The organism is Burkholderia sp. BCC1644 (assembly GCF_902833225.1).
In the GTDB taxonomy this organism is placed as follows: Bacteria; Pseudomonadota; Gammaproteobacteria; order Burkholderiales; family Burkholderiaceae; genus Burkholderia.
Genome location: NZ_CADFEI010000027.1, coordinates 58,963 through 84,342, shown reverse-complemented (window position 1 = coordinate 84,342; position 25,380 = coordinate 58,963). Strand labels below are relative to the sequence as shown.

The window sequence follows — 25,380 nt, the reverse complement described above, 5'->3', positions numbered from 1 at the left end:
GCCTGATGACCATAGCGAGTCGGTCCCACCCCTTCCCATCCCGAACAGGACCGTGAAACGACTCTACGCCGATGATAGTGCGGATTCCCGTGTGAAAGTAGGTAATCGTCAGGCTCCCTAAGCCAGAAACCCCTGCCCGAAAAGGCGGGGGTTTTTGCATTTGAGCCGCGGAAATGTACGTGGAGTATTCGGCAGGGCTGCATGTCGTGCTGCGCGCACTGAGGCTTGTAATGCCAGCGGGTCGTATGGGTGATGCTTTACGGCCCCCCATGATCTTTGCACCAGCAGACGAAACCCGGCTTTGTGGGCAACTTGGCTTACGTCGACGAGGGCGCCGTCCCCAATCGCTCGCGCTCCCGTGTACAGGAGGATCGACTCGCATCCAGCAAATCGACACGCGGGGCCGGGCACGCTCCTCCCAGGCGATTGGCATTGAGGAATTCCGTTGGCACGACTTGCGCCATACATGGGCAAAACTGGCACGTCCAGCGCGGGACGCTGCGAATGGTTAAAAGAGTTTGGAGAAGGGGATCCGTCGAGATAGTGCAGAAGAGTACGCCCGCCCCGTTGCTAGCCACTTTTGGGTTAAGTTCCAGGGAGCGGAAAGAAAAATTCCGCTGGCTAGGGCGAAGTAATTCGTTGATTTTAAATAACAATCGGGTGGTGGGGAGTGAGTCACTCGAACACTCGACGTACGGAGTAAAAGTCTGTACGTCGAGATAGGAGTATTGCGGCCTCAACAAGTAGGGTGATCGCGACAACTTAGTCATACAGTCGCAAAACTGCGGGGCCAGTCGCACTTACTCCGGCACCCTACGGGTAGTCGTAGGGCGACTTAGTTGATGAGACGCCGCACACTAAAAATCAAAGACTTACGAAGAACCCCGCCACAAGCACTTTGTCGCGACGACGGAGTTGTTGCGACTGGTCTACTTCCGCGCCGAAGTAGTAGCGTTTGGGTGCGACCCCAATAACACGTGAGCTCTCTGAGCGGCTCGTGCGATCCTCGGAAGGTCCAGGCCTAGAAAAAGCTCAAGAGCGGCTCCTAGAGCGGGAAAATCTGCGAGGGTGGGACGCCGCGTCCCGCGAGCTGGCTTCAACTGACCCTGGCCCCGAACACGGCCGGCCCCACTGCGATTCCTCTGTGGAGCACGGCCATGAAATCGGATCGGATCTGTGCCGCCTGCGGCACACCCTTCACTCCGTTCTTACATATCCCGCATCAACGCTTCTGCTCAGCCAAGGCGTGCCAGCGTGCTCGCCGGCGCGCATGGCAGCACGAGCGCCTTCGAGTCGATCCTGACTATCGGGAGAATCAGATCCGCGCTCAGGCCAACTGGCGGGCCCGACATCCTAACTACTGGCGGCACTACCGCGAGACGCACCCGGCCTATCGCGATCGCAATTGCTCGATGCAGCGACGACGAAATGCGCGGCGCACTGCTAGTGCTGTTGCAAACATGGACGTGTGGCCGGCCCGTCGCCCGCTGGCATCTGGGTTCTACATCCTGCGCAACGCGGTTGAGTCCGGCGTTGCAAAGATGAACGCGTGGACAGTGCACATCGCCGTGCTGTCTGAGCCGAGGCCAGTTCCGGCGTGATTGCAAAGAGATGACGTGTTCGACAATGGTCTATGGCCTGCTACCTTGCCTGTGTACTCGCTCGCATTCGGCGTCATTGCAAGGCGCGACGCGTTCGCCGATACAAGTCCCCTAGTTGATGTCGGGGATGGCGCAGCGAGGAGCGGTTGCCGGTGGGAGCTGGATCGTGGACCTCGATTGCACATGCGAATCCGTTGACGAGCAGGCCTGCAGGATGCGGGCTGCTGAATACGTTCGGATGTCGACGGAGCACCAGCAATACTCGACGGAGAATCAGCGTGATCGCATTCGCGACTACGCTGCTCGTCGCGATCTCGAGATCGTGCGGACCTACGCCGACGAGGGTAAAAGCGGTTTGCGTATCGATGGGCGCCAAGCGCTGCAGCAACTGATCCGGGACGTGGAAACCGGCATGGCCGATTTCCAGGTGATCCTCGTCTACGACGTGAGCCGTTGGGGACGATTCCAGGATGCAGACGAAAGTGCCTATTACGAGTACATCTGCCGGCGCGCAGGCATCCAGGTCGCCTATTGCGCCGAACAGTTCGAGAACGATGGCTCGCCAGTTTCGACGATCGTCAAAGGTGTGAAGCGCGCGATGGCCGGTGAGTACAGCCGCGAGTTGTCAGCGAAGGTCTTCGCTGGCCAGTGTCGGTTAATCGAGCTGGGTTTCCGGCAAGGCGGGCCGGCAGGCTATGCGTTGCGCCGGATCCTGGTGGACGAGCATGGCCTCATGAAGGGGGAGTTGCAACGCGGTCAGCACAAGTGCCTGCAGACGGACCGCGTCATTCTGATGCCCGGCCCGGAAAGCGAGGTTCGGATCGTCAACCTCATCTACAACTGGTTCATCGACGAGTCACTTAACGAGCACGAGATCGCCGCTCGCCTGAACGGTATGAACGTTCATACGGACCTTGGACGACCCTGGACTCGGGCAACCATTCGGGAGGTGCTCACTAACGAAAAGTACATTGGCAACAACGTCTACAACCGTGTGTCGTTCAAGCTGAAGAAATCGCGAGTCACGAATCCGTCGGAGATGTGGATCCGCAAGGAGGGTGCGTTCGAATCCATCGTGCCGAGTGAAACGTTCTATACCGCGCAGGGCATCATGCGGGCGCGCGCCCGGCGCTACTCGAGCGAGGAGCTTATCGAGCGTCTGCGAAACCTGTACCGAAGCCGAGGCTTTCTATCGGGCGTCGTGATCGACGAAACGGAGGGCATGCCGTCCACCTCGGTGTATGTGTATCGCTTCGGTAGCTTGATTCGTGCGTACCAGACGGTTGGCTTCACGCCCGGCCGTGACTATCGTTATATCGAAACGAATCGCTTCATTCGGCAACTGCATCCAGAGATCGTTGCCGAGACGGAAAAGAAGATCGCGGATCTCGGCGGATCGGTATCGCGTGATCCGGCGACGGACCTGCTGACCGTGAATCGGGAGTTCACTGCCTGCATCGTGCTGTCACGGTGTCAGGTGCGCAGCAGCGGCCGTAACCGCTGGAAGGTCCGGTTCGACACGAGCCTGCTGCCGGATATCACCGTCGCAGTTAGGTTGGACCAGAGCAACTCGACGGCGCTCGACTACTACCTGCTGCCGCACATCGATTTTTGGCAGCCTCGCATCAGCCTTGCGGACTGGAATCCGATCGAGTTCGAGAGCTATCGCTTTGACACGCTGGACTACTTATACGGTATGGCACAGCGTGCTCGGCTCAGGAGACGAGCATGACTCAGCGCGAACAGCCCGGTGAGGTTCGGATGATCCCCATCAGCCAGATCGAGGTGATCAATCCTCGCGAGCGCAATGGTCGTGTCTTCGACGAAATCGTCAGCAACATCAAGACGATTGGCCTGAAGAAACCGATCCTGGTCACGCCACGGGCAACGGCAAGTGGCGTGGAGAAGTATCTGCTCGTGTGTGGCGAGGGGCGGCTGAAGGCGTTCCGATCGCTCGGCGAAACGACGATACCAGCGCTGGTGGTGAGCGTGAGCGACGAAGACGCGTTCATCATGAGCCTGACGGAGAACATCGCGAGACGGCAGTGCCGACCGCTCGAGCTGCTCGCCGGCATACGCGAACTGCAGGAGCGCGGCTACGCACCGAAGGCGATCGCCGAGAAGACGGGTCTCACGCAGCACTATGTGCAGGGGATCCTGACGCTACTGCATCAGGGTGAAGAGCGCCTCGTGATCGCTGTGGAGAAAGGTCGTATTCCGCTGAACGCGGCGCTATCGATCGTCGGTGCAGGCGACGACGACGAGGCGATCCAGGCGGCACTCCAGGAGGCATATGAATCGGGGAGATTGCGTGGGCGCCAGTTGATGGACGCTCGGCGCGTCATCGAACGGAGGAAGGCGCTCGGCCGCACGGCGAATCGAAACATGACGCGCAAGGTGATGGACGTGACCACATCGAGCCTCGTCCGAACGTATCAGCATGAAGTTGAGCGGCAGAAAACGATGGTGCGGAAGGCCGAGTTTACGCAGCAGCGGTTGCTGTTCATCGTTGGCGCCCTCAGGCAGCTATTTGGGGATGAGAACTTCGTTAACCTGCTGCGCGCTGAGGAACTGGCGACGTTGCCGAAGTACTTGGCGGAACGTGTATGGCCGAGCGGGAGCCCAGCATGACCGGCGTAGCACTTGGGTTCATTCCGGAACCACTCTCTGTTCCGATCGCGAGCATCCTGCCATCACGGCGCACGCCTGCCGGCATGATGAACTCGCGAAAGTTCAAGCAGATCAGAAGCTCCATCGAAGAGGTGGGCTTAATCGAGCCGCTTTCGGTGACGCCGGTCGACCAGGCGTCGGGCAACCACGTCCTGCTCGATGGGCATCTGCGACTGATCGCGTTGCAGGAGCTCCAGTACAACACCGTGTCGTGCCTCGTTGCTACGGACGATGAGAGCTACACGTACAACAACCGCGTCAATCGACTATCGACTATCCAGGAGCATTTCATGATTCGTCGGGCCGTTGAACGAGGTGTGTCTCCCGAGCGGCTCGCGAAAGCGCTGTCGGTAGATGTGTCGCAGATCATCAAGAGGATGGCATTGCTGGACGGGATCTGTGCTGAAGCGACTGAGCTCCTGAAGGATCGGCAGTTTTCGCCGGAGATCGCGCGAGCTCTGCGGAAGATGAAGCCGACGCGGCAAGTCGAATGCGTCGAGCTCATGGTGGCAGCAAACAACCTGTCCGTGTCATACGCCGAAGCGTTGCTCGTAGCCACACCGGCCTCTCGATTGATCGACGGAAAGAAACCCAGGAAGCTGACCGGTGTGAGTCCCGAGCAGATGGCAAAGATGGAGCGCGAGATGAGCAATCTGCAGGGGCAGTACAAGCTGGTTGAGCAGACGTACGGGCAGGACGTGCTCAACCTGGTGCTCGCGAAGGGCTATCTGGCGAGGCTGCTCGAGAACGAATCAGTGCATCACTACTTGCAAGCGCAGCAGGCGGACCTGCTTCCCGAGTTCCAGGCTATCGTAGATACAATCGCATTGGACCAGCCTGTGCTCGAAGCGTCGGTATAGGGATAATTGGTGGTTAAGTCCCCGTCAGCGACGATTCATCACTAGGCGTCGGCATTACAGGCCTCCAACTCGATCCCCCGCAACGCCAAGAAGCGGACCAATTCATCCCAGGACTCAGCCACCCGTGGGAATGGAATCTCCGGATCCGAGGGACGCTCGATAATTGTGGTCCCACCGGAATACATTAACATGAGATTCATAGCCCGGCTGATTCCCGCCTTTTGAAATTCCGCTGCCTCCGCTTGCAAGTATTTTAATGCGACTCGGCCAGTGGGGATGACCATCGCTGGCAAATCGCTATCAGGGTCATCCACAAGGTAGCCGGGAACCGAATGCCGAACCACAATGTTGCGGTATTCCTCTACCTCGGATCCGGTTCCGATCTCAAGCAACTCGAATGGTTTTCGTGGTTTCTGAATAGTAAAATCCGGGGCACACAATTTATAGATACCGACGTCCCGATACATGCTTGCCTTATTGAGCACGAATAAGAGGAAATTAACACGTTCACTTTCCTTTTTTCTGGCCTTCTGGAACGCGTACTTGACATGCCGTATCACACGCCGTGCAATTTCGTCAGGCTCCGAAAAGAGATTATCGGCTAGCGCCGGAATGCACTCTTGCTTCAACCATTCAATCACTTCGAATGCGATGCGGATCGTGCCCGAAAATGCAATCACCAATCCGTCGTGCAGAACGTAGATCTTCTTGACTGCATCGACGTATTGCGTGGGGTGACTTTTGTCGTCCCACGTCACCGTCACTTGAATGTCAGCAAGGGCGCGGGCGCAAAATGCGTGGCGTCCGCCGATTACCCAGGTCATCTCAAATACTCCTCTTCACTCCGGTGTTAACGTCAGCCGTCCACGCAAGCCAACACGACAAAACAAGGTTTGAATTTCCTATGCCCAGCGCCCGTCCTGGAATTCGTTGGACAGGCTGGTGCGCAAGGCCTTGGCGCAATAGAAGGCTTCGAAGCCATTGCGATGGTTGATTTGGGCCAGCCCGTGGAAGAAGCGGATGACGGTTTCCTTGGTCGGCGGGTCGCAGTCGAGCTGGCTGCCCTCGTCCACGTGCAGCACATTGGCACTGGAGACGATGCCGTGCCCTGCCAGTTCCTCGCAGAGCGCTAGCAATCCGTCCACTGGTTCCAGGCCCAGCACGAAATTGGTCCAGGACTTGCCGCGGCCGAACACGGTAGCGGCGTGCTTGAGCCGATCGATGAAGAAATCACGGCCCAGTGCACTCTTGCCGGGGCAGTACTTGCTGAACCAGGGGTCGTTGCCCACCTCCAGGTTAAATACTACGATGGCCACGCCGGCCTGCTTGAGCTTGTCCAACCGACCTAAATCGTGCGGCGGCGTGATCACGGCGACGATGCCCTCAGTGCTCTTTGGCGCGACCTGGTCCTTGATGTGGGCGGCGATGTCGCAATAGATGTCGGCCTGGTCGTCGAGTTGGTCGTCGGGCAGGTTGCCCGAGATCAGGATTACGTGCATGTGCTCTGAATAACATTCGGCCTGCAGCGCTAGGTCGATCGATTCCGACAGGTTGCTCAGGTAGGATGCCCGCGCCGCTTCCCAGCCTAGGGCGCCGGGCCGCAAGTGCGCTGCGTGCAAGGCGTCGCTGGGATTTTTCACGGCCACGCTGTTGACGCCGCAAAACCGGCAGACGCTGGAAATGAGGCAGCCTTTCCAGGGAATGATGTTGAGTTCGTCATAGCCGCAGGCCGAAATGTACTTCTGGGCCAGGTCGCCGCTGGCCAGGCGCTGCGCGTAATACTCCGGCTGCTTGACGAAGCTGACCTTGACTTGGTCGCTGGCAGCCTGTTCGCCGATGCGGCACACCAGTTCGCCCGAAGCCGCCACGTCCACGGTGACGGGTTCACGCTTGCCGTGGGCCGACACGCAGGAGACCACAGTGCGATAACCGTCCTCGCCCTCCAGGAACAATTCCTGCGGCCGCTCCCGGGCAAAGCCCTTCGGAGCGTTGTAGACGAGGTTCTGGCCTTTGGCGCCCATGCGCGCGGCGCAGTCGATCGCGGCGGGAGTAAAGACCACCCCGCGCGTGAGGATCTCGGCCTTCAAATCGGTTTCAGGTGACAGGATCATGATTTGACGTGAAAGAAATGGAGCCACCATCCCACATGGAATAGCGGGAACAGGACCGGGTAAGCGAGTGCCGCGCCTAGCGCTTGTGGGCGGTGCCGAGCCATGGCTAGCGCGAGTATGCCCAGCCAGCCGGCGCAGGCCTGCGGTGCTTGTGGCGCCAGTACCGCTAGCGCCGCCACGTGGAGGATGGGCAGCAGGTGATAACAAAAGGCGTGGATCCACAGAAGCCGGCGGTCTTGGCGGGTCAGGGTGGCGCAGGACAAGGACTGGCGAAAGCCCGTGGCCCAGCGCGAGCGCTGCTTCCACAGAGCCGCGAAGGAGTAGGACGGCAACTCGAAGGCCACCACTTCCTGCGCATAGTGATAGCGCAGGCGATGCTTGGCCGCGTGCAGGCCAATGGAGAGGTCATCAAGGAAGGTATCCGTGCCCGGCAGGCTGACCTGGAAGCTGGCCGCTTTGAGCAGGAAACATTGGCCGGGAATCGTCACCCCGAGGTGCAGGCGCCACAACGTGGGCCGCAGCACGGTGTGGGAAAGCAGTTTGTCCACTTCCACCAGGCGCGAGATGAAGCTTGACACCCTGCGCGAATGGATCCGGCCCCAACCCAGGTCAAAATTGCCGTCCACGGTCTGTGCAACCAGGCGCAGAAGGCCGGGGATGTCGGCGGCGATGTCGTTGTCCAGGCTCAGCAGGTAGCGATGTGCGGTACCGTGCAACGCATGCAGCAGCTTGCGGTACTTGGTTCCCTGGACATGGGTGACGCGGATGGGGAAGTCAGCGCCTGGCGCAGGCACCGTCTCCGTCGATTCCACATACAGTTCCATGACCAGGCCGGGATAGCGCCGGTGCAACTGGTTGCCGATGTCGATCAGTTCCGGCGTCAACCGTTCCTGGCCGCGCAGGTAGGTGACGATGGCCAATTCAGGCATGCACGTCCTCCACCGCGCCGTGCGCATAGAGATGACCCAGGCCGATGGCTGCGGCGCAGGCGCGGGCCTGGGCCAACGTTTCCACGATTGGCTCGTCACGCCCATTGAAGGAGGTATTGATCAGCGCCACGCGACCGGTTAGGTCCTCATAGGCGACCAGGACCTGGTGCAACAGGCAGCCATCTTCTTCCACCACTTGCAGCCGGACGGAGCCATCGACGTGGGCGAGCGCCGGATACCGGGCGCGAGACGCATCGGTCATCTGCGCCGCTGACAGCATGTTGGGCCCGGCCAGGGCATCGCCGGTGAGCTGGTCCAGGTTGGAGCGCAGCACGATGCCACCGAAGGGACGGAAGGATTCGCGGCGCTTGATCCGGGCATTGAGCCGGGTCTTCAAGGCCAGGTCGGCCGCCGACGACAGGATGGAGCGGTAACCCAGCGCTCGCGGGCCGAATTCCGAGCCGCCTTGGAACACACCCACGGCGTGGCCGTCGGCCAGCAGGCGGGCGAGCGCCTGTGCGGCCTGCCCCTCTTGCGCCATCGGCGCTGCATAAGAGGCACCCTGGCTCACCCGGTAAACGATGGGGCGGTAGTCGCCGAAAGTCTCGCGCAGGGCCATCACGGCAGCCCCCACCGACAGGCCGTCGTCGCCTGCGGCGGGGAAGATGTCCACTGAGCGCAGCCAGGCGGCGTTGGCCAGCAAGCCGTTGTTTCTGCAGTTCAGCGCCACTCCGCCGCCCAGCAGCAGATCCCGGCACTGGTGGGCCTGCGCCAGTTGCTGCGTGCGAAAGGCCAGATAAGCTTCCAGGCCCTGCTGGATCGCGTCCGCTAGGTCGGCCGCCAGTGGCGTGTCCCAGTTGATATGGTCGGGACAGGCTTGCAGGAAAGCCAGCCAGTCTGGGTTGACGCCGAACGACTGGTCCCGGCCGAAGCGCAGCGGCGCGGGAATGTCGTGCGCGCGTGTGGCCAGCGCGGCCAGCGCCATGACCTTGCCGGCCGCATGAGAGGAGCCGAAGATCTTCTTGCTGACCGCGGCGTAGGCATAACCCAGGCTGTCGATGTGGCTGCCCCAGGCGTAGCGCTTGTTGTAATAGGGGCGGTAGGTTTTTTCCAGCGCGGTGAGCCTGCCGTCTTCATGGCGGTAGACGGACTCGATCTCAAACAAACCTGGGTCCATTCCAGCCACGCCGTTGTCTTCGGGGCGACATCCGCGGCCGTCGGCGACCAGCACCAGGGACGGTTCGGCCGGCGCCGCCACACTGGCCGCGTAGGCGTGCAGCAGATGATGGCGCCGCGTCTTTTCCACTCGGGCAAACCGGCAATAGCGATCCTCGCGCAAGCCGGTGGCATCGTGCCAGTCACTGCGCACCAGCAGGTCGATGTCGGCCGGTGCCAGCCCGAAATGCGCCAGCAGGTAATCGACGCACTCGACCGGGTCGCCATGGTCGTGCTTCCTGCGGGTCAGCCGCTCGCGAGCGATGGCCCCGACCAAGACATTGTCCACCAGCAGACAGGCAGAGGCGTCGTGGCCGCTATGCACGCCGATGATGCGTGTGCTCATCCGAAATCTCGCTCGAATCCGCCAGGCCGAGATTCAACAACTGGCGGGTGTTTTCAATCACATCGGGGCAATGGAAGGCCTGGATCACCCCGTTCATCGCCTGGCCCAGGCGCTCGCAGGGAATGACAATCTTTTCCGACAGGCGGGCCCGGTTGTCGTTTTTGTAGGCGATCAGGTCTTGCAGCGCCGCACGGGTGCAGGGCGCCAGCGGCAGGATCGTGGCCGGCCGGCCGATGTCACCCCGGTATTGGCAAGCCGCGGCGTAGGCCGCATGCCAGGGGTAGCCGCCATACAGGCCGCAGATCAGCCGGGGCGTCAGTTCGCGCGTGATGGGCTCGCTCACCGTCCAGCGCTGGCGCAATGCCTCCTGCAGCTGCGGGACAATATGGCCATGGGCGGGATGTACGAAGACGAAGGATTTGCCGGCCGCGTGCCGGGTTTCGAACGCCTGGAAAGCCGCGAGCCCGAAGCGATGCATGATGATTTGCGGTACCACGCGCCACAGCGGATCGTCCAAGTCGGCGTCGATGGCGGCCAGGTCGTCCAGATTGTCGATGGCGCGCAGGTGGCGCGCCAGTTCGGCTGCCGTCGGGCCGCCGCCCAGCAGGGCGAAATAGCCTGATAGCAGATGGGTCAGTTCTTCATTACCAGTCATGGACATCGATGCTCACTTTGTTATCCAGTGCTTGCGTCATGGCCGTTGCATCGTCCAGGTCGCGGGCCGCGAAGCAGATCTCGGCGATCCTGGCGTTGGCGCTGCAGATGTTTTCCGGCAGCAAGTCGCCGGCTTGTTTGTGGACCGTCACCTGGTACGCATGCGGCAACCGGTAGGCAAAGTTCGCTAGGCGGCCGGGTCGGCGCGCCAGAACATTCTTCTGCACCGTGAACGGCGCGAAAGACGGAGTGCCCCCGGCCAGCGCCTGGGCGGCATAGCTGGCAATGCCTGCGAAGCGCTTGATCGCGCCCAGGCCGCCGCCGATGCGGCAGGAAAAATCCACCGCGATGGCGCGCCCGTCGACAACGATGAAATCGAACTGGCCGAAGCTCGTGCAGCCGGCGCTATACAACGCCGCGCACCAGTCGTGGATGGCCGCGCACAAGGCAGGGTCGTGCGGCACGGCGATGTAACTGTCGCACGCCGGCCGTCCGCCGATCCAGGCGACGATCTTGCGAAACAGGCGCAGCACGACCGGCCGGCCCCGGTGCATGAACACGTCGGCGCTGTATTCCTCGCCGTCCAGGTAGTCCTCCACCACCACCCGGGCGGCATCCTCGTCGAGCACGGCGCGCATGATGCGGCTGGCGTCGGCTTGCACCACCCGGGCGATCGCCATTGGGTCGAAGCGCCCCGCTTCGACATGGCGCACGATGCCGTAGCCGGAATAGGCCGCATCCAGCCGGGCCAGATAGAGATCGGGATAAGGCGCGGCGACATCTTCCAGGTAGCGACGCGGCAAGGTATACAGCCCGCATGCGGCGAGCCGAGCGGAGAGGTAGTGCTTTGAACGACTGGCGCGCAGCGCGTGCGGCGCAATATTGGCCACGCCAGCCCGAATCGCCCGGCTCACCCAGAATTCGTTGAGCGGGATCACGGGCGCACGGGTGTGCGGGATGTCCTCGCTGCAGGTCACCTGCGCGCGGTGCTGCGTTGGAATGTGCTCCGACATCGCCGCGTTTTCCAGGAGCAGCACGGCTATGCCGGCTTGCCTGGCCGCCGCCGCGAACTTCGGGATGTCCTCAATCGAGGAGGCGCCCGCCACCACATAGTCAGGCATGGTTATGCTCCTGCGTTTGCGCGAAGAATGCGGCTGTCTTCAACAAACCCGCCTCCAGCGGCGTGGTGGCTTGCCAGCCCAGCACATGGCGGCACTTTTCCAGGTCGGGCTGGCGCTCCCGCGGGTCGTCGACCAAGGCCGGGATATGGTGCAAGGTGACCGGTTTTTCCAGCACCTGGCCGACCAGATGCGCCAGTTCGGCGACTGACACTTCGCGGTCCGCCCCCAGGTTAATGGGCGTAGAGCAGTCGCTGGCCATGAGGGCGATCAATGCCTCGACCATGTCGTCCACGTAACAGAAGCAACGCGTCTGGCGGCCATCGCCGTAGATCTCGATAGGCGAGCCATCGAGGGCGCGGGTGACGAAATTGCTAACCACGCGGCCATCATCGCGCTGCATGCCTGGCCCGTAGGTATTGAAGATGCGCGCGATGCGCGTATCCACCTGGTACTGCGTGTGATAGGCCTGGACCAATGCCTCGGCGCATCGCTTGCCTTCGTCATAGCAGGCGCGTGGGCCGGTGGTGTTGACGTTGCCCCAGTAGTCTTCGCGCTGGGGTTTCTGCTGGGGGCTGCCATAGACCTCACTGGTCGACGCCAGGAGAAAACGGGCGCCGGTAAGTCGAGCTAGGTCAAGCAGGTTGCGCGTGCCGATGACATTGGTTTCGATGGTCTTGACCGGGTCTTGCTGGTATTGCCGCGGCGATGCCGGGGAGGCCAGGTTGTAGACCCGCTCGAATGGGCCCACCTGGCCGGCATCCAGCGGCTGCGCGATGTCCTGGTGGAGGAAGGTAAAGCACGCGGACGCGCGCAGCCGGTCGACCGCTTGCGCGCTGCCCGTCTGCAACGAATCGACACACACCACGGTGTGCCCCAGCCCGAGTAATTTTTCGCACAAGGCGGCCCCGATGAACCCCGCCCCGCCGGCAACTAAGATGCGCACGATCCCGATCCCCGATGATGCCTTGTTATGAATGTTGTTGTTGCCCGCCCGAGGTAAGCCCCTGTTACCTGTTGTCACACTGGGGCATGCACTCTACTTGCCCGGCATGGTAAGCGCCGATGGCCCAGATGGGTGCCCTTCCCCGCCCTTCAAGGGGTGGAGGTCGTGATGACCCCGAGATAGGCAGCGTCATAAATCTGCATGGGATAGACCACATCGAGTTCCTGCTGCAGTGCGTGGTAGACGGTCACTCGGTGATACAGCCCGGCTGGTTCGTGCATATAACACTCGCGGAAGGTCTCATAAAGCGGGCCGGGTCTGCAGTCCAGACCGTGCTCGTTGAGGTTCTTGCAGATATGCTGTGCGACGGTCTGTTCCTGCGCGACAGGCTCGCCGGACTTGCTGTAGTTGTTGCCGTTGCGCGTGATCTTGCGTTGCGAGTCCACCAGCGAGTGGTAGGCCCACATCATGCCGGCGCCGACCACACCGGTCCAGGATTGCTGCGGGCCGGTCCAAAAGCGGCTGCGCCAATGGTTCTCGGCGAAGCGTTCCAGGAATTCGTGCAGGTAGGCCTCGTCTGCCAGGCGCGTCAGGTCGAAAATCAGCGTGCCTGGCTGACGTGCCTTGTGTCGGTCCAGGCGCATGTAGAAATCGTTCTCTTCCTGCAACTGTATCCACGCGGCATCCGACAACTTGTCGCCCAGTTCTTCCTGCAGGCGGCGGATACCCGTTTGGCGGGCCGTGTTTTTCCCGGGCAAGCGCGCGATGAAATCGCGCATTAGCGTGAATTCGCAAAGCAAGCCGACACGGGCCTTGAAGTCCTCGGTAATGTCGCGCGTGGCGCGCCCGGCGATAAATTTTTTGCTGGTGAGTATGCCGATGCGGTACATCCACGACAGGAACTTAACCGGGGCATTCATGAATTCCAGGATGAAGACGCGCTCGGTGAGGCGATACTTGACCGCAGCGGGCGCTTCATTGAACGCCGCGCCGACTGTGGCGGCGATGGTAAACGCCGTGTTCGTACAGATGCCGTGGGCCTTGTCGCCGAAGGCGGCGATGAGGGCCATGAAGGTCTGCTGCTCGAACTCGTGAACGCGTGTGGCCAGGGCCGGGTCGATCGTCTCAGCCAGCTTCGATATCGGCATGCCCCGCTCGTCGGTTAGGGCGAAGCGGCCCGCATGGCCGCTGCGGCCTTTTTGCAGCAGATTGTCGGTGAAGCCCGCTTCCAGGATGCAGTAGACGGTGTGCTTCAAAGCCTGAGCGGCGATGCCGGTAGCCCCGGTGCTAGCGACTTCCTCGTTGACGAGCCGACTGATTTTGTACAGGGCGATGAGTTCCCCGGCCCGCGGGGAGCCTTCATAGAGCGTTTCATCGTCTTCGGACAGGCGCAGGAACCAGGTCTGATTGAAGAACAACCAGTCGAGGATGTCGAACGCAGCGCGCCTTTTGGGAGAAATCCGGGGCATCATGGCTTTTCCATCGTCGCGGCAAGCTACTTGCCGCTGTCATTGCGGGTGCGCTTCAAATCGCCCTCGCGCTGAGCGGCGGTGCGGTCGCCGCCGCGGTTGGTGCGATGGTCGTGACTGCCGTCCTTCTTGCTGCGGCCATACGGGATGACGCCCAGGCGCAGAGGCTGCGCGGTTTTCTTCATCAGGAAATTGAACATGGTCGCGTCCCCGGCTTATTGCTGGTCGTCGTCGGACTGAGTCATCTTGTCGTAGGCATCCTTGGTGGCCAGGGTCACCAGGGTGCCTACGGCGGTCGTGATGACCACCTCGACCAGGGCGGCAAGCGGGGGGATAGCAAAGAAAAGCATCATGAACTCCTCAGGCGAAGCACCCGCTGGCCCATCCGGCGGTGTGTCTGGGGAGGATGATGGCTGCCGCGGGCGCGGCAGGCTAACGGTTTATTTTGTGTACCGTTCTCCGAACTCTTGCGTTGCCCGCGATCGTATACCGGTTCGCGGCGCTATGCTACCCAAGGAAAGCGGGCACACTCTGGCCGTCGCGTACGACGGCACGACCGGTTTCATTGTCATCTAGAATTTCTGCCCGCACGTCGCCATCCTAGATATCGATTACCTGGCATGAACGGCTACGTCCGCGCTCGCGCCTACGATGGGGCGCGCTTCGGCGATATTTTCAGGGCCGCTCAGGTCGATGACCTGGGCCGTGTTGCGAGTACATCAACTGCGAGCGGAGGGTTACGGCAACCACCATCCGCGATTGTGAATTTCTTGCGCAATTGCTCATGTTTACCGGAACACAGAGACATATCTCCTTCAGTTAGCTCGTCTGCAGAGATAGCGGGTAAGGTAATGTCACCGAGTTGGGGGGCGACCGGAACCTTACAATTCAGCCTTCCAAGATCCATACGGAAAAACCGATGTCTGATGCTCCATCAAGCAACGCCAAAAGCGACGAACTGCTCGCTACGTTCGCCGGAGACGTTTCCCCGGAACGACGGCGTGAAGCCCTGACAGGGCTGATTGCGCTCAAGTTTTTACCGAAGGGGGCGGCGCATCCGGCGGTCCTCGCCGGGCGGGATAGACTACTTCACGATGCCTGCCGTCATCCGGATGACAGGCTGCGCCTCGTTGCGATCGCCGAGGCGATACGACTCGTACAGGTCGTCAAGCGATGGCTGCCCGACATTACCAAGGCGCTCGAACCGGCCTTCGCAGTGGAGCTGCCCGCGCTCTCGCTCCTGCAGGACGCGGACGATCGGCTCAATGTGGCCCGCGCCTGTGCACTGTTTGAACGGGAATGGTTGCAAGATTATCTGGCCCGCTCTGTCGCTGATGAGGAGCAGGGCGAAAAGGCGCGGACGGAGCTCGTTGAAGCCTTATTGTCTCGCTCGGACACGCTATCAGACGCGTTAATTGCTCTGGCGCGGGCGTTTGTGCGGGTGAAGCCAGCGACAGAATCCCCAGGCGACTCGCTGGCGAGACGGCTAACTCGTACGCTCTCTGGCCTTCGCGCCGTGCTGATTGAGTCCGACCGGGATGCGGGAGTAGACCCCGGACAGGCTCTCGCGTCGCTGGTGACGGGGCCATTGAACGCCACCGGCAAGCCGCAGGATGGCAAGGCGAAGACGGAGCTAACCCGTGAGGTGCTACTGACAGTCCACGACATCGTAAGAACCCGCATTTCAGTCGTGGCTGAGCCGACGATGTATCAGGTTGTCAGCTACTGCCGACGACTGTTCGGTGGAAGCGGCTGGCCAGATGACCTGGCAAAGCCGCTTGACCGACTGGTTAAGGATGTTACCGAGGCGCTCCTGCTCCTGGCGCGCCAGGGCAAGCGGAATCAGCCTCTGCGTGAGCAGCTCGATGTACTTTGCAAATATCCGGAACGTGCCCGCGTCATCGCTCGGGAATTGGCAGTGCGTCATCCGGAGCTCGATGAAGAGGTGCGGGTTTGGCTTGAGACCGGTCGTGTTCGGCCGGAGCGCGACTTTCGCACCGCGGCTGTCGAGATGGAGGCCCGCAGCGCCGACGCTGCCGTCGGGCTCACTCTTCAGGCAGCCAGGCTGGCGCGTCAAGGTGGTGACGGGATGCGTGAGCGGCTGCTTTCCAGCCTAGAGATTTTCGAACCGTCACTCGTCTCCCCGACGCAGGACTTGCTGGACCGCGTCAAACAGGTGGCTGTACAGGTAGAGCAGGTTGCCTCGCTGCGAGGCGTCCAACTACACGGAACGCCAGGGGAGGAGATGGACGTGTCACCCAAGTTCTTTGAAGTGGCCAGCGACGATCCAAGAGCGCGCATGGTGGTCCGGCAGCCGGCTGTCGTTAGAACGCGTGCGGATGGTACGGTTGGAGACGTACTGCTCAGAGGCATCGTTGAGTAAATCGTTGTTTCACAATAAGCAGGGGACCAAATGGATAAGAAAATTGCCAGCTATCTGCTGGCGAGTTTGCTAGACCGGGCGAAAGAACAGCAGGTCGGGACCATTTCCGGTCCGGAGCGTCAAGCGCTCGATTTTGCGGTTCGTTATCTTTCGGGGGAGTCTGCGGCTGCCGCGTCGGATGCGCCGGCAGTCCCTGCGGTTGAGTCGCAGGGCACCGGAACACTTGACCCGGGCGGGGCGTCGGAACTGGCGAGTGAGTCTGAACAGCAGGCGACGGTCGGCGCGTCGCCCACGGCAACGATGGAGTTGGTGCTCGATTCCCTGGAGCAGGATGTGCCTAGCCACGGCGAACTGTTGCTGTGTCTGGATTTCGGCACAGCGATGTCCAAGGCATTTGCCACGACCAGCAGTGGTGTCCATATGGACCTGGAACTGGGTAAGGCCGCGGGACGAGACGGCTATACCCTGCCTTCGTCAGTCTTCATAGGTGACAACGGCCGCGCATATTTTGGCTTTGAATCTATCGAGAAGAGTGAGAACGCGAAGGAGACGGGGCGAGAACGGCTCGATTCAATCAAGAGCCGCCTGAGTCTTCGGAGCGAGGGCAATCTGGATGACCAATTTCTTTTACCGGCCGAAAACCCGACTGATGTGAAGCTCACGGAGGGCGACCTGCTCCGTTCCTATCTCGCATTCCTGACTGACATGACCGGTGTCAGCCTCGCGGCGAAGATGAACGACGACAAGGCGGCGAGCCGTTATATCCGGCGGAGATTTGCCCGTCCGTGCGGTAAGGACGAACAGCAAGCGCAATGGGTCGATGATCTGATGAAGGGGCTCCTCGCAGAGGCACAGGTGCTCGCTGATACGTTTTCGGGGCAGTGGGCCGGTGGCATACCCGTCACGAGTCTGAAGGCTGCGATCGATGTATTGAGGGGGAGCGGAAGACGGCCTGATTATCTGGTGGCCGAAGGCGTGCCCGAGCCTGTCGCCGTTGCCGCGACTCCAGTCGAGGTCAGTGAAAACCGTATCGATGCCTACATGGTGGTGGACGCCGGTGCTGGTACGACCGACTTTGGCCTGTTCTTCGCGATGCGTAACCAGAGCCTCGACGAGCCAAAGGTGTTTCAGGTTCCGGCATCGGTTCGCGGCCTGAACTACGCTGGGGACCGAATTGACCAGTTGCTTCAGAAGTTCATCATGGACAGGGAGTCGATTGATCCGAGCACGATGCAAGGAAGAATTGTCGCGCTTGACCTGCGCCGCCGGATCCGTGTGCTCAAGGAATTGCTTTTTCGTGGAGGCGAGCTCCAGTATACGTTGTCCGATAGCACCATCGGCCACATGACTCGCGACGAGTTTTGCAATTGGGGGGCAGTGTGCAAGTTTGCCGAGCGTCTAGAACAGGGTTTTTGCGAGGCACTTGAAGCGGTTGACGACACTTACCTCGATTATCTTGCCAAGGATCCCGTGCGCCTGCAGGTTATTCTGACTGGTGGTAGCTCGGGCTTGCCGATGCTGGCGGCGTTGTGCGATGGGTATGTTGAAGTCCGTGGGCGTAAAATTCAGCGGATGTCTGTAGACGCCATGCCGGAATGGATTAGCCAGGATGCCGAGGAAATGCGTTCGGTCTATCCGCAGCTAGCGGTTGCAATTGGAGGGTCTGCGCAAGAGCTGCCCGCGACTGACTTTGCGCCAGAGCAATGGATTCGCGCGACCCGTCCATCGTACGTCGCGGGGCGGCTCCAGATTTCGGGAACCTAAACGGTTGCGACTAGCTTGTAACGCGCCCCCGTGCCTGTTTGCAGCGAAGTGCGCGGCGGCTATGCCGCCGCGCACAATCCCTGATAAGGCCAAGGGGGAATTGAATCCATTTCGCTTGCCGAGATGATGGCGGGTTCCAAACGTTTGTAGTCTTCTGGCATCTACACGGTGAGCGACATGATCAGTTGGACAGACGGGCGATCCGTTCGTTGAGGGGAGGATGGGTGTCAAACACGCCGACAGCAGCGGCCGGTGCGTGGAGCAGTTTCAGCGCGGATACCATGTCCTCCGCCGAAGTCATGGCCGCGGCAGCGGCGTCAGCCTCGTATTCCCGGGCACGACTGTATTCGAAATATTTTTTCATCAGCGTGCGCTCCAGATAGACGAATCCAACGATGAACGCCGCCGCGATGATTACGTAGCGGGTAAGCTGAAGCAGAAGCGGCGCAGCTGCGTGCGCAGCCTGCAATGGCCCGGCAAAAAACGCAACGAGCGCGATGGCCAGGACGAACAGCAAAGCGATTGCAGGAAGAACTTGCTTGAGGACGATCTTGCCGAATTCGGAAAAAAGTCGCGGATAGATCTGGAGCGCTTCGTAATACGCGATCAGGAGGGCCTTGTCGCGCGAGTCGCCGTGCTTCAGATGGGCGACTTCGTGAGCGGCGAAAGCCGTAAGCTGCTTTGATGAGGACTCTTTCACCATGCGCGAAGAAAAAGCGATAAGCGCCTTGCGCCCGAATACCGATGAAATAGCGAAAGCGTTCACCTGGTTCAATTCGTACTGGCAGACCCTCACGTCATAGGGAAGGTCCGCGACGAGGGGACGCACGACATCGAGAAGTGAGTCGTCCGGCTTCAAGGTGACGTTTCCGGTTGAGGCCTCGATACTGTTCAAGACGTGCTTTCCTGCCACCAGACACGGTAGTGCCAGAATCAGGAATCCAATGGCGGCGATCTGGGCCACGACAGGTCCAAACCAGTCCAGCTTGTTGTGCAGTACGAGCAGCACCGTACAAAAGAGGAAAAGCGCTATCAGGCCAGCGAGGAAGTATCGGGCTGTGCGGGGCGACGTGAGGGCAGAACTCATGGAACTCTTCTGAAGTTGTTTTTCCGTTTAACGGCGGATAGGTCCAAGGACTTGAATGAAAGTACCAGACGGCGACAGGAAACTTCGCTGCACCCGCATGCAAATTGAGCGGAGCAGGACCGACGTGTCATCGCTCGCCGCGGCGTGTTCGATCAACGAGTACCAACAGTCATGACGCTCGATGTCCTGAGAATTTACGCCTTGAGAACGCACAAAGGTATGTGATGTCCGTTCGACTTACGTCCAGAACACGGACAATAAAGTTCTTGCTGGGTGCGCGATGCAGAAATCCATACAAATCGGGGATCAACCTAAATGAACAGCACAAAGCCCAAAAAAGACGAGTGGCAGATAATCGACGGGCGGCAGATGGTGAAGAGTTTCGTTACGCTCTCGAGAGTCAGTCAGTTCATGAAGAGGAGGGTGCCGCAGGTTTTTGTAATATGGGCCGCCGTCGCAGTCCTGTTGAGAACCCCACCGTTCATCAGTGCGTTCAACGAGTTCGGACGCAGCTTTACCTCCCCCTTCCTCGTAGTGGGAAGCATTGATGCCGACCAACCGGTCGATATAACGGCCGTCTTTTTGATCGGCTTCGCAGCAATCCTGATCGATACGATTTTCATCATAGTCCTCTATGTGTGCATTAAGTTAAGTCGTCGTTTGGGCAGAGGACGTCCAATGAAGATGGAGCAATGGGCCGCCCGCTTCTCGGGCAAGATCTCCGACGAAGTGTCTTCGATCTTGACTCACTGTTCGGCAGCAACGTTGATTCTCTTGATTGGTAAGTGGCCGGCTATGCATGAAACCGAGGTCTTTCCCTGGTTAGTGATAATCGCCGCTTTTATGTTCGTCTTTGGTGCAATCTGCTATCGTGAAAACTGAATGAAGACGTCCATGGATGCAATTGGCCTACCGTTTGCTCGGGACATCCTCATTAACTCGAGCCGGAATAGATGAGTCAAGCGTATTTTCTTTCTCGTTGACACGCGCAACCTCGGCAAGCAGGCATACCAGGGGTCGTGACCTATACGCCGCCCGACGACGCTCGAAAGTTCACTGAGCTGTACAGCGTGCAACGGCTGCCGTCGGCTATCGGTGTTCTGCTCGCAGCGTTGAAGTCGAGGCGGTCTACGTCAATGGTGCGACACTATCTTTGTCCGACTACTCCGAGGTGCTTGTCGAACGAGCGCTGTGCTGACGCGGCGATCATGCTGGATGCACCGAGATCTAGTGTCCACGAGTAACAAACACTACGGGAGGCAATATAGACAGCAAGATGAAGGCGAATAGGCGTAGCCGCAGGTCGATGCTTGCTACACGGCGTAGAAATCCGTCATCCTCCTTTGGTGATCGCATCAAGCTTGCGAGGCACCAAAGTGAAAAATTCAGCACGAACAGTTCGAGCATAAGTAGAGCGATGCCAGTGCCAGCGAGCCAAGCCTTCCACAACTCGATTTTTGACAGTGAAGACGGCAACTGAGCCCCAATTTTTCCAATCAGCAGGCCGATGGCCAAACCGCCCATCCCATAAGTATTGATCAAAACTTGATATGCTCCGGTAGCAATAAATTTGATCTTTGGGAACAGTACTGCCAGGCCGAAAAGTACTAAGCCGAGCATACCAACCACGTTCCATATGTGTGGCCCTATTCCGTCAGAAATAGCGGCCTCCAGATAACTAGCGGGTAGTTGGTTTCTGAAGTGCGTGATAAACAACACGGCGACAGTAGCCGGTGCCGCCCACCAAAATGCAACCCTCAACCCTTCTATTGGCACGATTGCGGACCAAAAAAAAGCGCGATTGAATGGGGACAATTGAACCTTGACGTACGAACGAACTCTAGATAGCTGGTGCGTGAAGTTTTGCATGTGGTGTGTGGCGTATGAATGCTGAGAGCAGCCGTGAGGATCCGTCGTATAAGCCCGATGCGTCAAAAACCCCTTGCTTTGACGCACCAATGCTACTCGCCGTTCCCTTTCTCCGGGTGATTATCAATAGTCGTCGATCATGCCGTCTGGCGTGACGTAGAGTTGTGTCGTGCGAGGTGATTGCATAACGGCGCGTTGACGACAAACTTAAGGTCGAGGTGCGATGAAAACATGTTCGGCCGACAGCTCGCACCAATCTTTTAAACAATCATCATCGTTGTTGTCGCTGTTGAACTACCTACCTACGAGAGCAATTACTTAGCATAGAATAGCGCTGGAAGGAGCACGCTTCCGCCAGCGCTGTTGCTGATCTGGCGGCTCATATTGTTCCCTATGGGTGAGTTCCGCAATGAGCAAAAGGGCAACGATATTCCTCGACATTGATGGAGTCCTACATCCAAATTCTGTTGGGGAACTCGAATACGGGCCCAACGGACCGGTGGTCGTCGGACAGGGAGTTTGTTCACTGCAGACTAAGCTTGCCGAACGGGTCAGCGGGAAAGCGGTCGACATCGCAATCCATAGCACCTGGATCTATATGTTCGACCTCAAACGCTTGCAAGATGAGTATCTGCGCGAGCTGAGCGCGGCTACCAAAATTTATCTCACGAACCGGCGTATCGAGAGCCGCTCGCTACGGATAATGGACTACATGCGAAGGCGCCGACTGACTTTAGCCGATGTCTTAATTCTGGACGACGCCCCCAAGGAATTTGCGTCCACGCCGGAACTGCAATCCCGCCTCGTCGTATGCGATCCAGCGCGCGGGATAGACGATCCCGCGGTACTTCAACGGATCGATGAGTTCGTATGCTAGGCGATCACAATCGATATCAGTCGGAACACGGTTCGGTAGCATGCGTGGACTACGTTCCACCTTGCGTCGCGTAACGCAGGGCACGGGCGTCGTGTAGTGCGTGGTGTCGGCCACCAAATTGCTTGTAGTAAGACTCCAACCGGACCTGGTCGGCCTGATCACGTACAAGCAGCCCTTGCCAGCCATTCGGTACACCATCGAGGGTGTCTACAAGAAGATCCCAGTCTCCGGGGAAATCCATACAGAAGATGCCGCTCTCGAACGGTCGGAGCCACTCGAGCAGTGCCGACCGAAGGTTCTCTCGAGAGAACACACGATCAGGATATTGACCTAGCTGTGGCAACACCGCTTCATGGACGAACGGGCTGCAGGTGCGTCGATCGAAATCGTCGCGTTCCCCGTAAAATTCACGGCCGTCTTCGGCGACCAATGCAATGCTGATCAGTTCGCAATCGATGAAATCGGTGAATTCAGTGTCGACGTAAACTCGCATCGTTGGCTCGCTTGCTTTGCGCACTCAGTTGATCAAGGTCTGACACCTCCGCATCATGCAAACAAGTTGCATGGTGGTCGTCACGTGCCATCGTAGCGTGGACCGGACCGTCGTTGAACGGCGGTTCGTCACACATCCGGTTCTATGCTGGCGGGTTTGTCCCAGTCGACTGGTTTGCGGATCCAATACTGTCGCCCGCCATCAACTGACGGACCCGTGATGATCTCTATGCCGTGCTGTACTGCCCAATCTGGGGCATTGCGTACGGAGATTCCGGCTGACCGTGCGAACACGGCCAATGGTAGAAATGTTGCGGTGAAGTCCCGCAGGTCGTCTATGTTGACGGCTCGTATTGTGCGATTCCGCCGTCTAGTGATCCGTGTCCTAACGAGTCCGGCGTTGACGAGGTGGTACATCACTTCCTGTTTGATGCCGAGCCGCTGAGCAGCCTCAACGATGGACATCAACGTTTCCGATTTCGATGGAGTTCGACTGGCCGAAATTGCGTCGCCCTTGTCGATGTAGATTGTTCGCAATGTCGGCGTTTTGTCACGCGCGACAGCAAGGTGTACTGTGCCGTCGGTGAGTCGACGGACGAACGCGGCGGATGCGTCAATAGAGACATACAGCCGCAAAGCCTCGGCGATGCTAATCGGGTCTTCAAGGGGCCGAATGCCTTGGCCGCCGGCAGCCACAATGCTATCGAGTAGACGATCGAGTGACTTCGTATTGATCCGTTTTCCATTCGTGTCAATTATGCCGGCCTGAGCCAGTGCCTCGACACGTTTGACCGACATCTTAATGTAGCGGGCAGCAGCCTTCGGCGCGACGAGCGACTTCTGGATCTCCATGAGACGCTGAACATCGGTCTCATTGATCACAAACTTCTTTCGTCCTGTCCGAGTTCGTCGAATCGGCACCACTTCGCCTGTCTGGGCGAGCATATTGGCAATCGTTCGGCTCCCGATTGGCCGACGACCGTGCTGATCAGTGTCTGCCGCAGCCTTAACAATTCTTCGTCTCCACGCGACCATAGGCTCATTGCCTGACGTATGCCCTACGTATTGGTCTAATAGGTCGAGCATCCAGCGACGCTGAGCGCCGTTCAAATGCTTGCGCAACATGACGAGCAACTGCGGGAACGCTTCTGATAGTAGCGGGACGTTCTGTCCCTCGGTTCGAGGAGCGCGGAGGCGACTCAGCAGTTCGAAGCAATCACAACGATCGCCCATCAATGGCGCACCAGCCGTCACGACGATTCGCTCGATATTCTGTGATTGCCGCGAGGACTTCTTCAACGGTTTGCCGTCTAGTCCGAACATTGACAATGCCCCAAGAAAGCGGGCGAGGCCCCAACGATCGGAAGCAGATAGCAGACCAGCCCCGGTCTCGAACTGGTCGTTCAGCAACTGCAGGACATCATCCGAAAATGCTTCAACCTCCGCGCTTTGGAGCGATGCGCCGCAACTACAAGTCTCGAAGCGAACGTGTTTCCAGCGCAACGTTCGTCTGCACATCGCGCATTGCGAAGTGAGCCAGCATTTGTGAACGAAGCATCCGGTGTTCCCCGCGTACCAATCATCACGCCAGTAGCTATCAGATGTTGCGAGGCAGTAGGGGCACCAGCGCGCAACGCCGTGAGTCTTCGGTAGGTCTGGCCCGGAGTAGGTGAGCCAACTAGGTCTGGAAAGACCGTTCGCGAATGCGACGCGTAAGCGATAGCCTAGAAAACTCTCGTTGGAATGTGCGGAGGGGCGCACCAAGAAATGGCCCGAGAACAGGGCCATTCCAATGGTGCGCCAGTGTTTGCCATTGACCGGCTCGCGATTCATGACGGTAACAATGAAAGCTGGCCCGGCATGTGCTCTTCGTACTTGCGCCGCGCAGTTTCTATGCGTCTGAGCTTCCGGAGGAGTTCGACTGCATATTGATCAATGAAATAGGCGGATAGACTGGCATCGTCGGGTTTCTTGAAAACCGGTAGCTTTCCACTAAGTGCCTCGTTCACCAAAGCGAGCGAGGCAGTCATTGGGCGCTGATGCCAGGACATCCATTGGCCGAAGAGTGGATAGAGTAGAGGGCCGCCAGCAGCAAAAGGCCGCGATACGCTGTCTAAGGTTCTGCAGACATCAGCCACATCCGATTTCCGAACGAAAGTGTACTTACCAACAGTGACTGGACGAAGCAATCCCATAGCTGAAAGCGCAGCGTATCCTCGGTGCTCAGTGTGCGATCTGCTGTGTACGTGCCGTAAGGGAACCAGTGATGCGAACCATCGCCGGCACGCCTCGACGGTCCGCTGCGGAAGATAGGTCTGATACGTCATGCCATATGCGACGATGCGAGCATCTGAACCAAGCCTGTTCAGTGCAAGGTGCTTCAGAACACTACGCGGGCATCCGATGGAAGACACAGCTTCATGGAGCCTGACATAGTCGTGTGGTACACCGTGACAATTGGGGCGATACTGGTGGGCCGCCGCAGTACTGTCCGACCAGTCGCTCATAAAATATCTTTGTCGCAGTTCCTCGATAGGTAGCTTCGACAAGCAGGTTGGTCGATGAGGCTCCTCAAGCAGCATGCGACGAAGACGGGAAAGTATTGTGAGCCTTGGCGCGCCCGTAGCCTCCTGCAAAAATGCGCGTATGCCGTCCAAGTTCGGCTCGAACGAAAGCTGTTTTTTTTCGATTATCTCGGCGATTCGGATCGATCGTGGGACATCAATTTGTCGATATCCGATTTCGTCTACAGTTGCCGCAACTGCGTCGAATAGCGCTTCCAAGAACAGTATGCAAGTGAGTTGAGCATACGCCTGCGGAACTTGGCCGTCGATGATCAAGCGTTCGAAACCAGACCATAGTCGCTGATAGTGATGCCGTTCGACTGGCATGGGGCATACCGCGCCTTCACATAGCTGTTCATTCGTCACCTCGGTGAGGAAATGTTTGTCGGATTGCTTGTAGCCGAGTGTCATCACCGGTTCGGCTA

The 25,380-nt window shown here is 59.1% G+C and carries 23 protein-coding genes and 1 rRNA gene; 9 read left to right on the top strand and 15 right to left on the bottom strand.

Translation table 11 applies throughout. The annotated features are described in order from the left end of the window. Window position 1: 1 nt before the first annotated feature. From rrf to HWX87_RS34860, 5 genes are all read left to right on the top strand, one after another. Window positions 2–114: ribosomal RNA gene (gene rrf / locus HWX87_RS34880) — 5S ribosomal RNA — on the top strand. A gap of 1,043 nt (window positions 115–1,157) precedes the next feature. Beyond that, the gene (locus HWX87_RS34875) at window positions 1,158–1,601 is read left to right on the top strand and encodes a hypothetical protein (RefSeq protein ID WP_175900947.1); all 444 of its coding nucleotides are present in this window, start codon (window positions 1,158–1,160) and stop codon (window positions 1,599–1,601) included. A 118-nt stretch (window positions 1,602–1,719) separates the two neighbouring features. Then, the gene (locus tag HWX87_RS34870; RefSeq protein WP_176051409.1) at window positions 1,720–3,333 is read left to right on the top strand and encodes a recombinase family protein; all 1,614 of its coding nucleotides are present in this window, start codon (window positions 1,720–1,722) and stop codon (window positions 3,331–3,333) included. Continuing rightward, window positions 3,330–4,232, top strand: a complete 903-nt coding sequence (locus HWX87_RS34865; protein WP_069253091.1) for a ParB/RepB/Spo0J family partition protein — start codon at window positions 3,330–3,332, stop codon at window positions 4,230–4,232. The genes HWX87_RS34870 and HWX87_RS34865 overlap by 4 nt, the downstream gene beginning before the upstream one ends. Next, window positions 4,229–5,131: a plasmid partitioning protein RepB C-terminal domain-containing protein gene (locus tag HWX87_RS34860; RefSeq protein WP_176051406.1), complete on the top strand. Its 903-nt coding sequence runs from the start codon at window positions 4,229–4,231 to the stop codon at window positions 5,129–5,131. The genes HWX87_RS34865 and HWX87_RS34860 overlap by 4 nt, the downstream gene beginning before the upstream one ends. Before the next feature lie 41 nt (window positions 5,132–5,172). Here the strand turns inward: HWX87_RS34860 and HWX87_RS34855 are convergent, their stop codons facing one another. The 10 genes from HWX87_RS34855 to HWX87_RS34810 form a co-directional block, all read right to left on the bottom strand. Beyond that, the gene (locus HWX87_RS34855) at window positions 5,173–5,955 is read right to left on the bottom strand and encodes a hypothetical protein (RefSeq protein WP_176051405.1); all 783 of its coding nucleotides are present in this window, start codon (window positions 5,953–5,955) and stop codon (window positions 5,173–5,175) included. A 78-nt stretch (window positions 5,956–6,033) separates the two neighbouring features. Beyond that, on the bottom strand, window positions 6,034–7,242 hold the full coding sequence (locus HWX87_RS34850) for a radical SAM protein (protein ID WP_176051404.1): 1,209 nt from the start codon (window positions 7,240–7,242) through the stop codon (window positions 6,034–6,036). Then, window positions 7,239–8,171, bottom strand: a complete 933-nt coding sequence (locus tag HWX87_RS34845) for a glycosyltransferase family 2 protein (protein WP_176051403.1) — start codon at window positions 8,169–8,171, stop codon at window positions 7,239–7,241. The genes HWX87_RS34850 and HWX87_RS34845 overlap by 4 nt, the downstream gene beginning before the upstream one ends. After that, complete coding sequence (locus HWX87_RS34840; RefSeq protein WP_176051402.1) at window positions 8,164–9,732, bottom strand: carbamoyltransferase C-terminal domain-containing protein; 1,569 nt, start codon at window positions 9,730–9,732, stop codon at window positions 8,164–8,166. Before HWX87_RS34840 ends, HWX87_RS34845 begins: the two co-directional genes overlap by 8 nt. Beyond that, the gene (locus tag HWX87_RS34835) at window positions 9,704–10,387 is read right to left on the bottom strand and encodes a hypothetical protein (RefSeq protein WP_176051401.1); all 684 of its coding nucleotides are present in this window, start codon (window positions 10,385–10,387) and stop codon (window positions 9,704–9,706) included. Before HWX87_RS34835 ends, HWX87_RS34840 begins: the two co-directional genes overlap by 29 nt. After that, window positions 10,377–11,507, bottom strand: coding sequence for a hypothetical protein (locus tag HWX87_RS34830; RefSeq protein WP_176051400.1), 1,131 nt, complete (start codon window positions 11,505–11,507; stop codon window positions 10,377–10,379). The genes HWX87_RS34835 and HWX87_RS34830 overlap by 11 nt, the downstream gene beginning before the upstream one ends. Next, complete coding sequence (locus HWX87_RS34825) at window positions 11,500–12,450, bottom strand: NAD-dependent epimerase/dehydratase family protein (protein ID WP_244137816.1); 951 nt, start codon at window positions 12,448–12,450, stop codon at window positions 11,500–11,502. Before HWX87_RS34825 ends, HWX87_RS34830 begins: the two co-directional genes overlap by 8 nt. A gap of 149 nt (window positions 12,451–12,599) precedes the next feature. After that, window positions 12,600–13,922: a hypothetical protein gene (locus HWX87_RS34820; protein WP_176051399.1), complete on the bottom strand. Its 1,323-nt coding sequence runs from the start codon at window positions 13,920–13,922 to the stop codon at window positions 12,600–12,602. A gap of 23 nt (window positions 13,923–13,945) precedes the next feature. Continuing rightward, complete coding sequence (locus tag HWX87_RS34815) at window positions 13,946–14,119, bottom strand: hypothetical protein (RefSeq protein ID WP_176051352.1); 174 nt, start codon at window positions 14,117–14,119, stop codon at window positions 13,946–13,948. Window positions 14,120–14,134: 15 nt separating this feature from the next. Next, the gene (locus HWX87_RS34810) at window positions 14,135–14,272 is read right to left on the bottom strand and encodes a hypothetical protein (RefSeq protein WP_176051398.1); all 138 of its coding nucleotides are present in this window, start codon (window positions 14,270–14,272) and stop codon (window positions 14,135–14,137) included. Window positions 14,273–14,838: 566 nt separating this feature from the next. Between HWX87_RS34810 and HWX87_RS34805 the strand changes: the two genes are divergently transcribed. Together HWX87_RS34805 and HWX87_RS34800 are read left to right on the top strand one after the other, a co-directional pair. Then, entirely contained in the window at window positions 14,839–16,302 is a 1,464-nt protein-coding gene (locus HWX87_RS34805; protein WP_176051397.1) for a hypothetical protein, read from the top strand. Between the two features lie 30 nt (window positions 16,303–16,332). After that, window positions 16,333–18,066 (top strand): hypothetical protein, encoded by a 1,734-nt coding sequence (locus HWX87_RS34800; RefSeq protein ID WP_176051396.1) that lies wholly within the window; start codon window positions 16,333–16,335, stop codon window positions 18,064–18,066. Between the two features lie 181 nt (window positions 18,067–18,247). Here the strand turns inward: HWX87_RS34800 and HWX87_RS34795 are convergent, their stop codons facing one another. Beyond that, window positions 18,248–19,153, bottom strand: a complete 906-nt coding sequence (locus HWX87_RS34795; RefSeq protein ID WP_176051395.1) for a M48 family metalloprotease — start codon at window positions 19,151–19,153, stop codon at window positions 18,248–18,250. 315 nt (window positions 19,154–19,468) lie between these two features. Here HWX87_RS34795 and HWX87_RS34790 point away from each other — a divergent pair, with 315 nt between their 5' ends. Further along, the gene (locus HWX87_RS34790) at window positions 19,469–20,035 is read left to right on the top strand and encodes a hypothetical protein (protein WP_176051394.1); all 567 of its coding nucleotides are present in this window, start codon (window positions 19,469–19,471) and stop codon (window positions 20,033–20,035) included. Window positions 20,036–20,380: 345 nt separating this feature from the next. On the opposite strand, the gene HWX87_RS34785 is transcribed toward HWX87_RS34790, so the two are convergent. After that, on the bottom strand, window positions 20,381–21,022 hold the full coding sequence (locus HWX87_RS34785) for a hypothetical protein (protein ID WP_176051393.1): 642 nt from the start codon (window positions 21,020–21,022) through the stop codon (window positions 20,381–20,383). Window positions 21,023–21,431: 409 nt separating this feature from the next. On the opposite strand from HWX87_RS34785, the gene HWX87_RS34780 reads away from it, so the two are divergent. Next, on the top strand, window positions 21,432–21,899 hold the full coding sequence (locus HWX87_RS34780) for an HAD domain-containing protein (RefSeq protein WP_176051392.1): 468 nt from the start codon (window positions 21,432–21,434) through the stop codon (window positions 21,897–21,899). A 49-nt stretch (window positions 21,900–21,948) separates the two neighbouring features. On the opposite strand, the gene HWX87_RS34775 is transcribed toward HWX87_RS34780, so the two are convergent. The 3 genes from HWX87_RS34775 to HWX87_RS34765 all read right to left on the bottom strand — a co-directional run bounded on the left by HWX87_RS34775 (window position 21,949) and on the right by HWX87_RS34765 (window position 25,366). Beyond that, window positions 21,949–22,392, bottom strand: a complete 444-nt coding sequence (locus HWX87_RS34775; RefSeq protein WP_176051391.1) for a 3'-5' exoribonuclease — start codon at window positions 22,390–22,392, stop codon at window positions 21,949–21,951. A 128-nt stretch (window positions 22,393–22,520) separates the two neighbouring features. Further along, entirely contained in the window at window positions 22,521–23,894 is a 1,374-nt protein-coding gene (locus HWX87_RS34770; protein ID WP_176051390.1) for a hypothetical protein, read from the bottom strand. A 326-nt stretch (window positions 23,895–24,220) separates the two neighbouring features. Continuing rightward, the gene (locus HWX87_RS34765) at window positions 24,221–25,366 is read right to left on the bottom strand and encodes a hypothetical protein (protein WP_244137815.1); all 1,146 of its coding nucleotides are present in this window, start codon (window positions 25,364–25,366) and stop codon (window positions 24,221–24,223) included. Window positions 25,367–25,380: the final 14 nt, after the last annotated feature.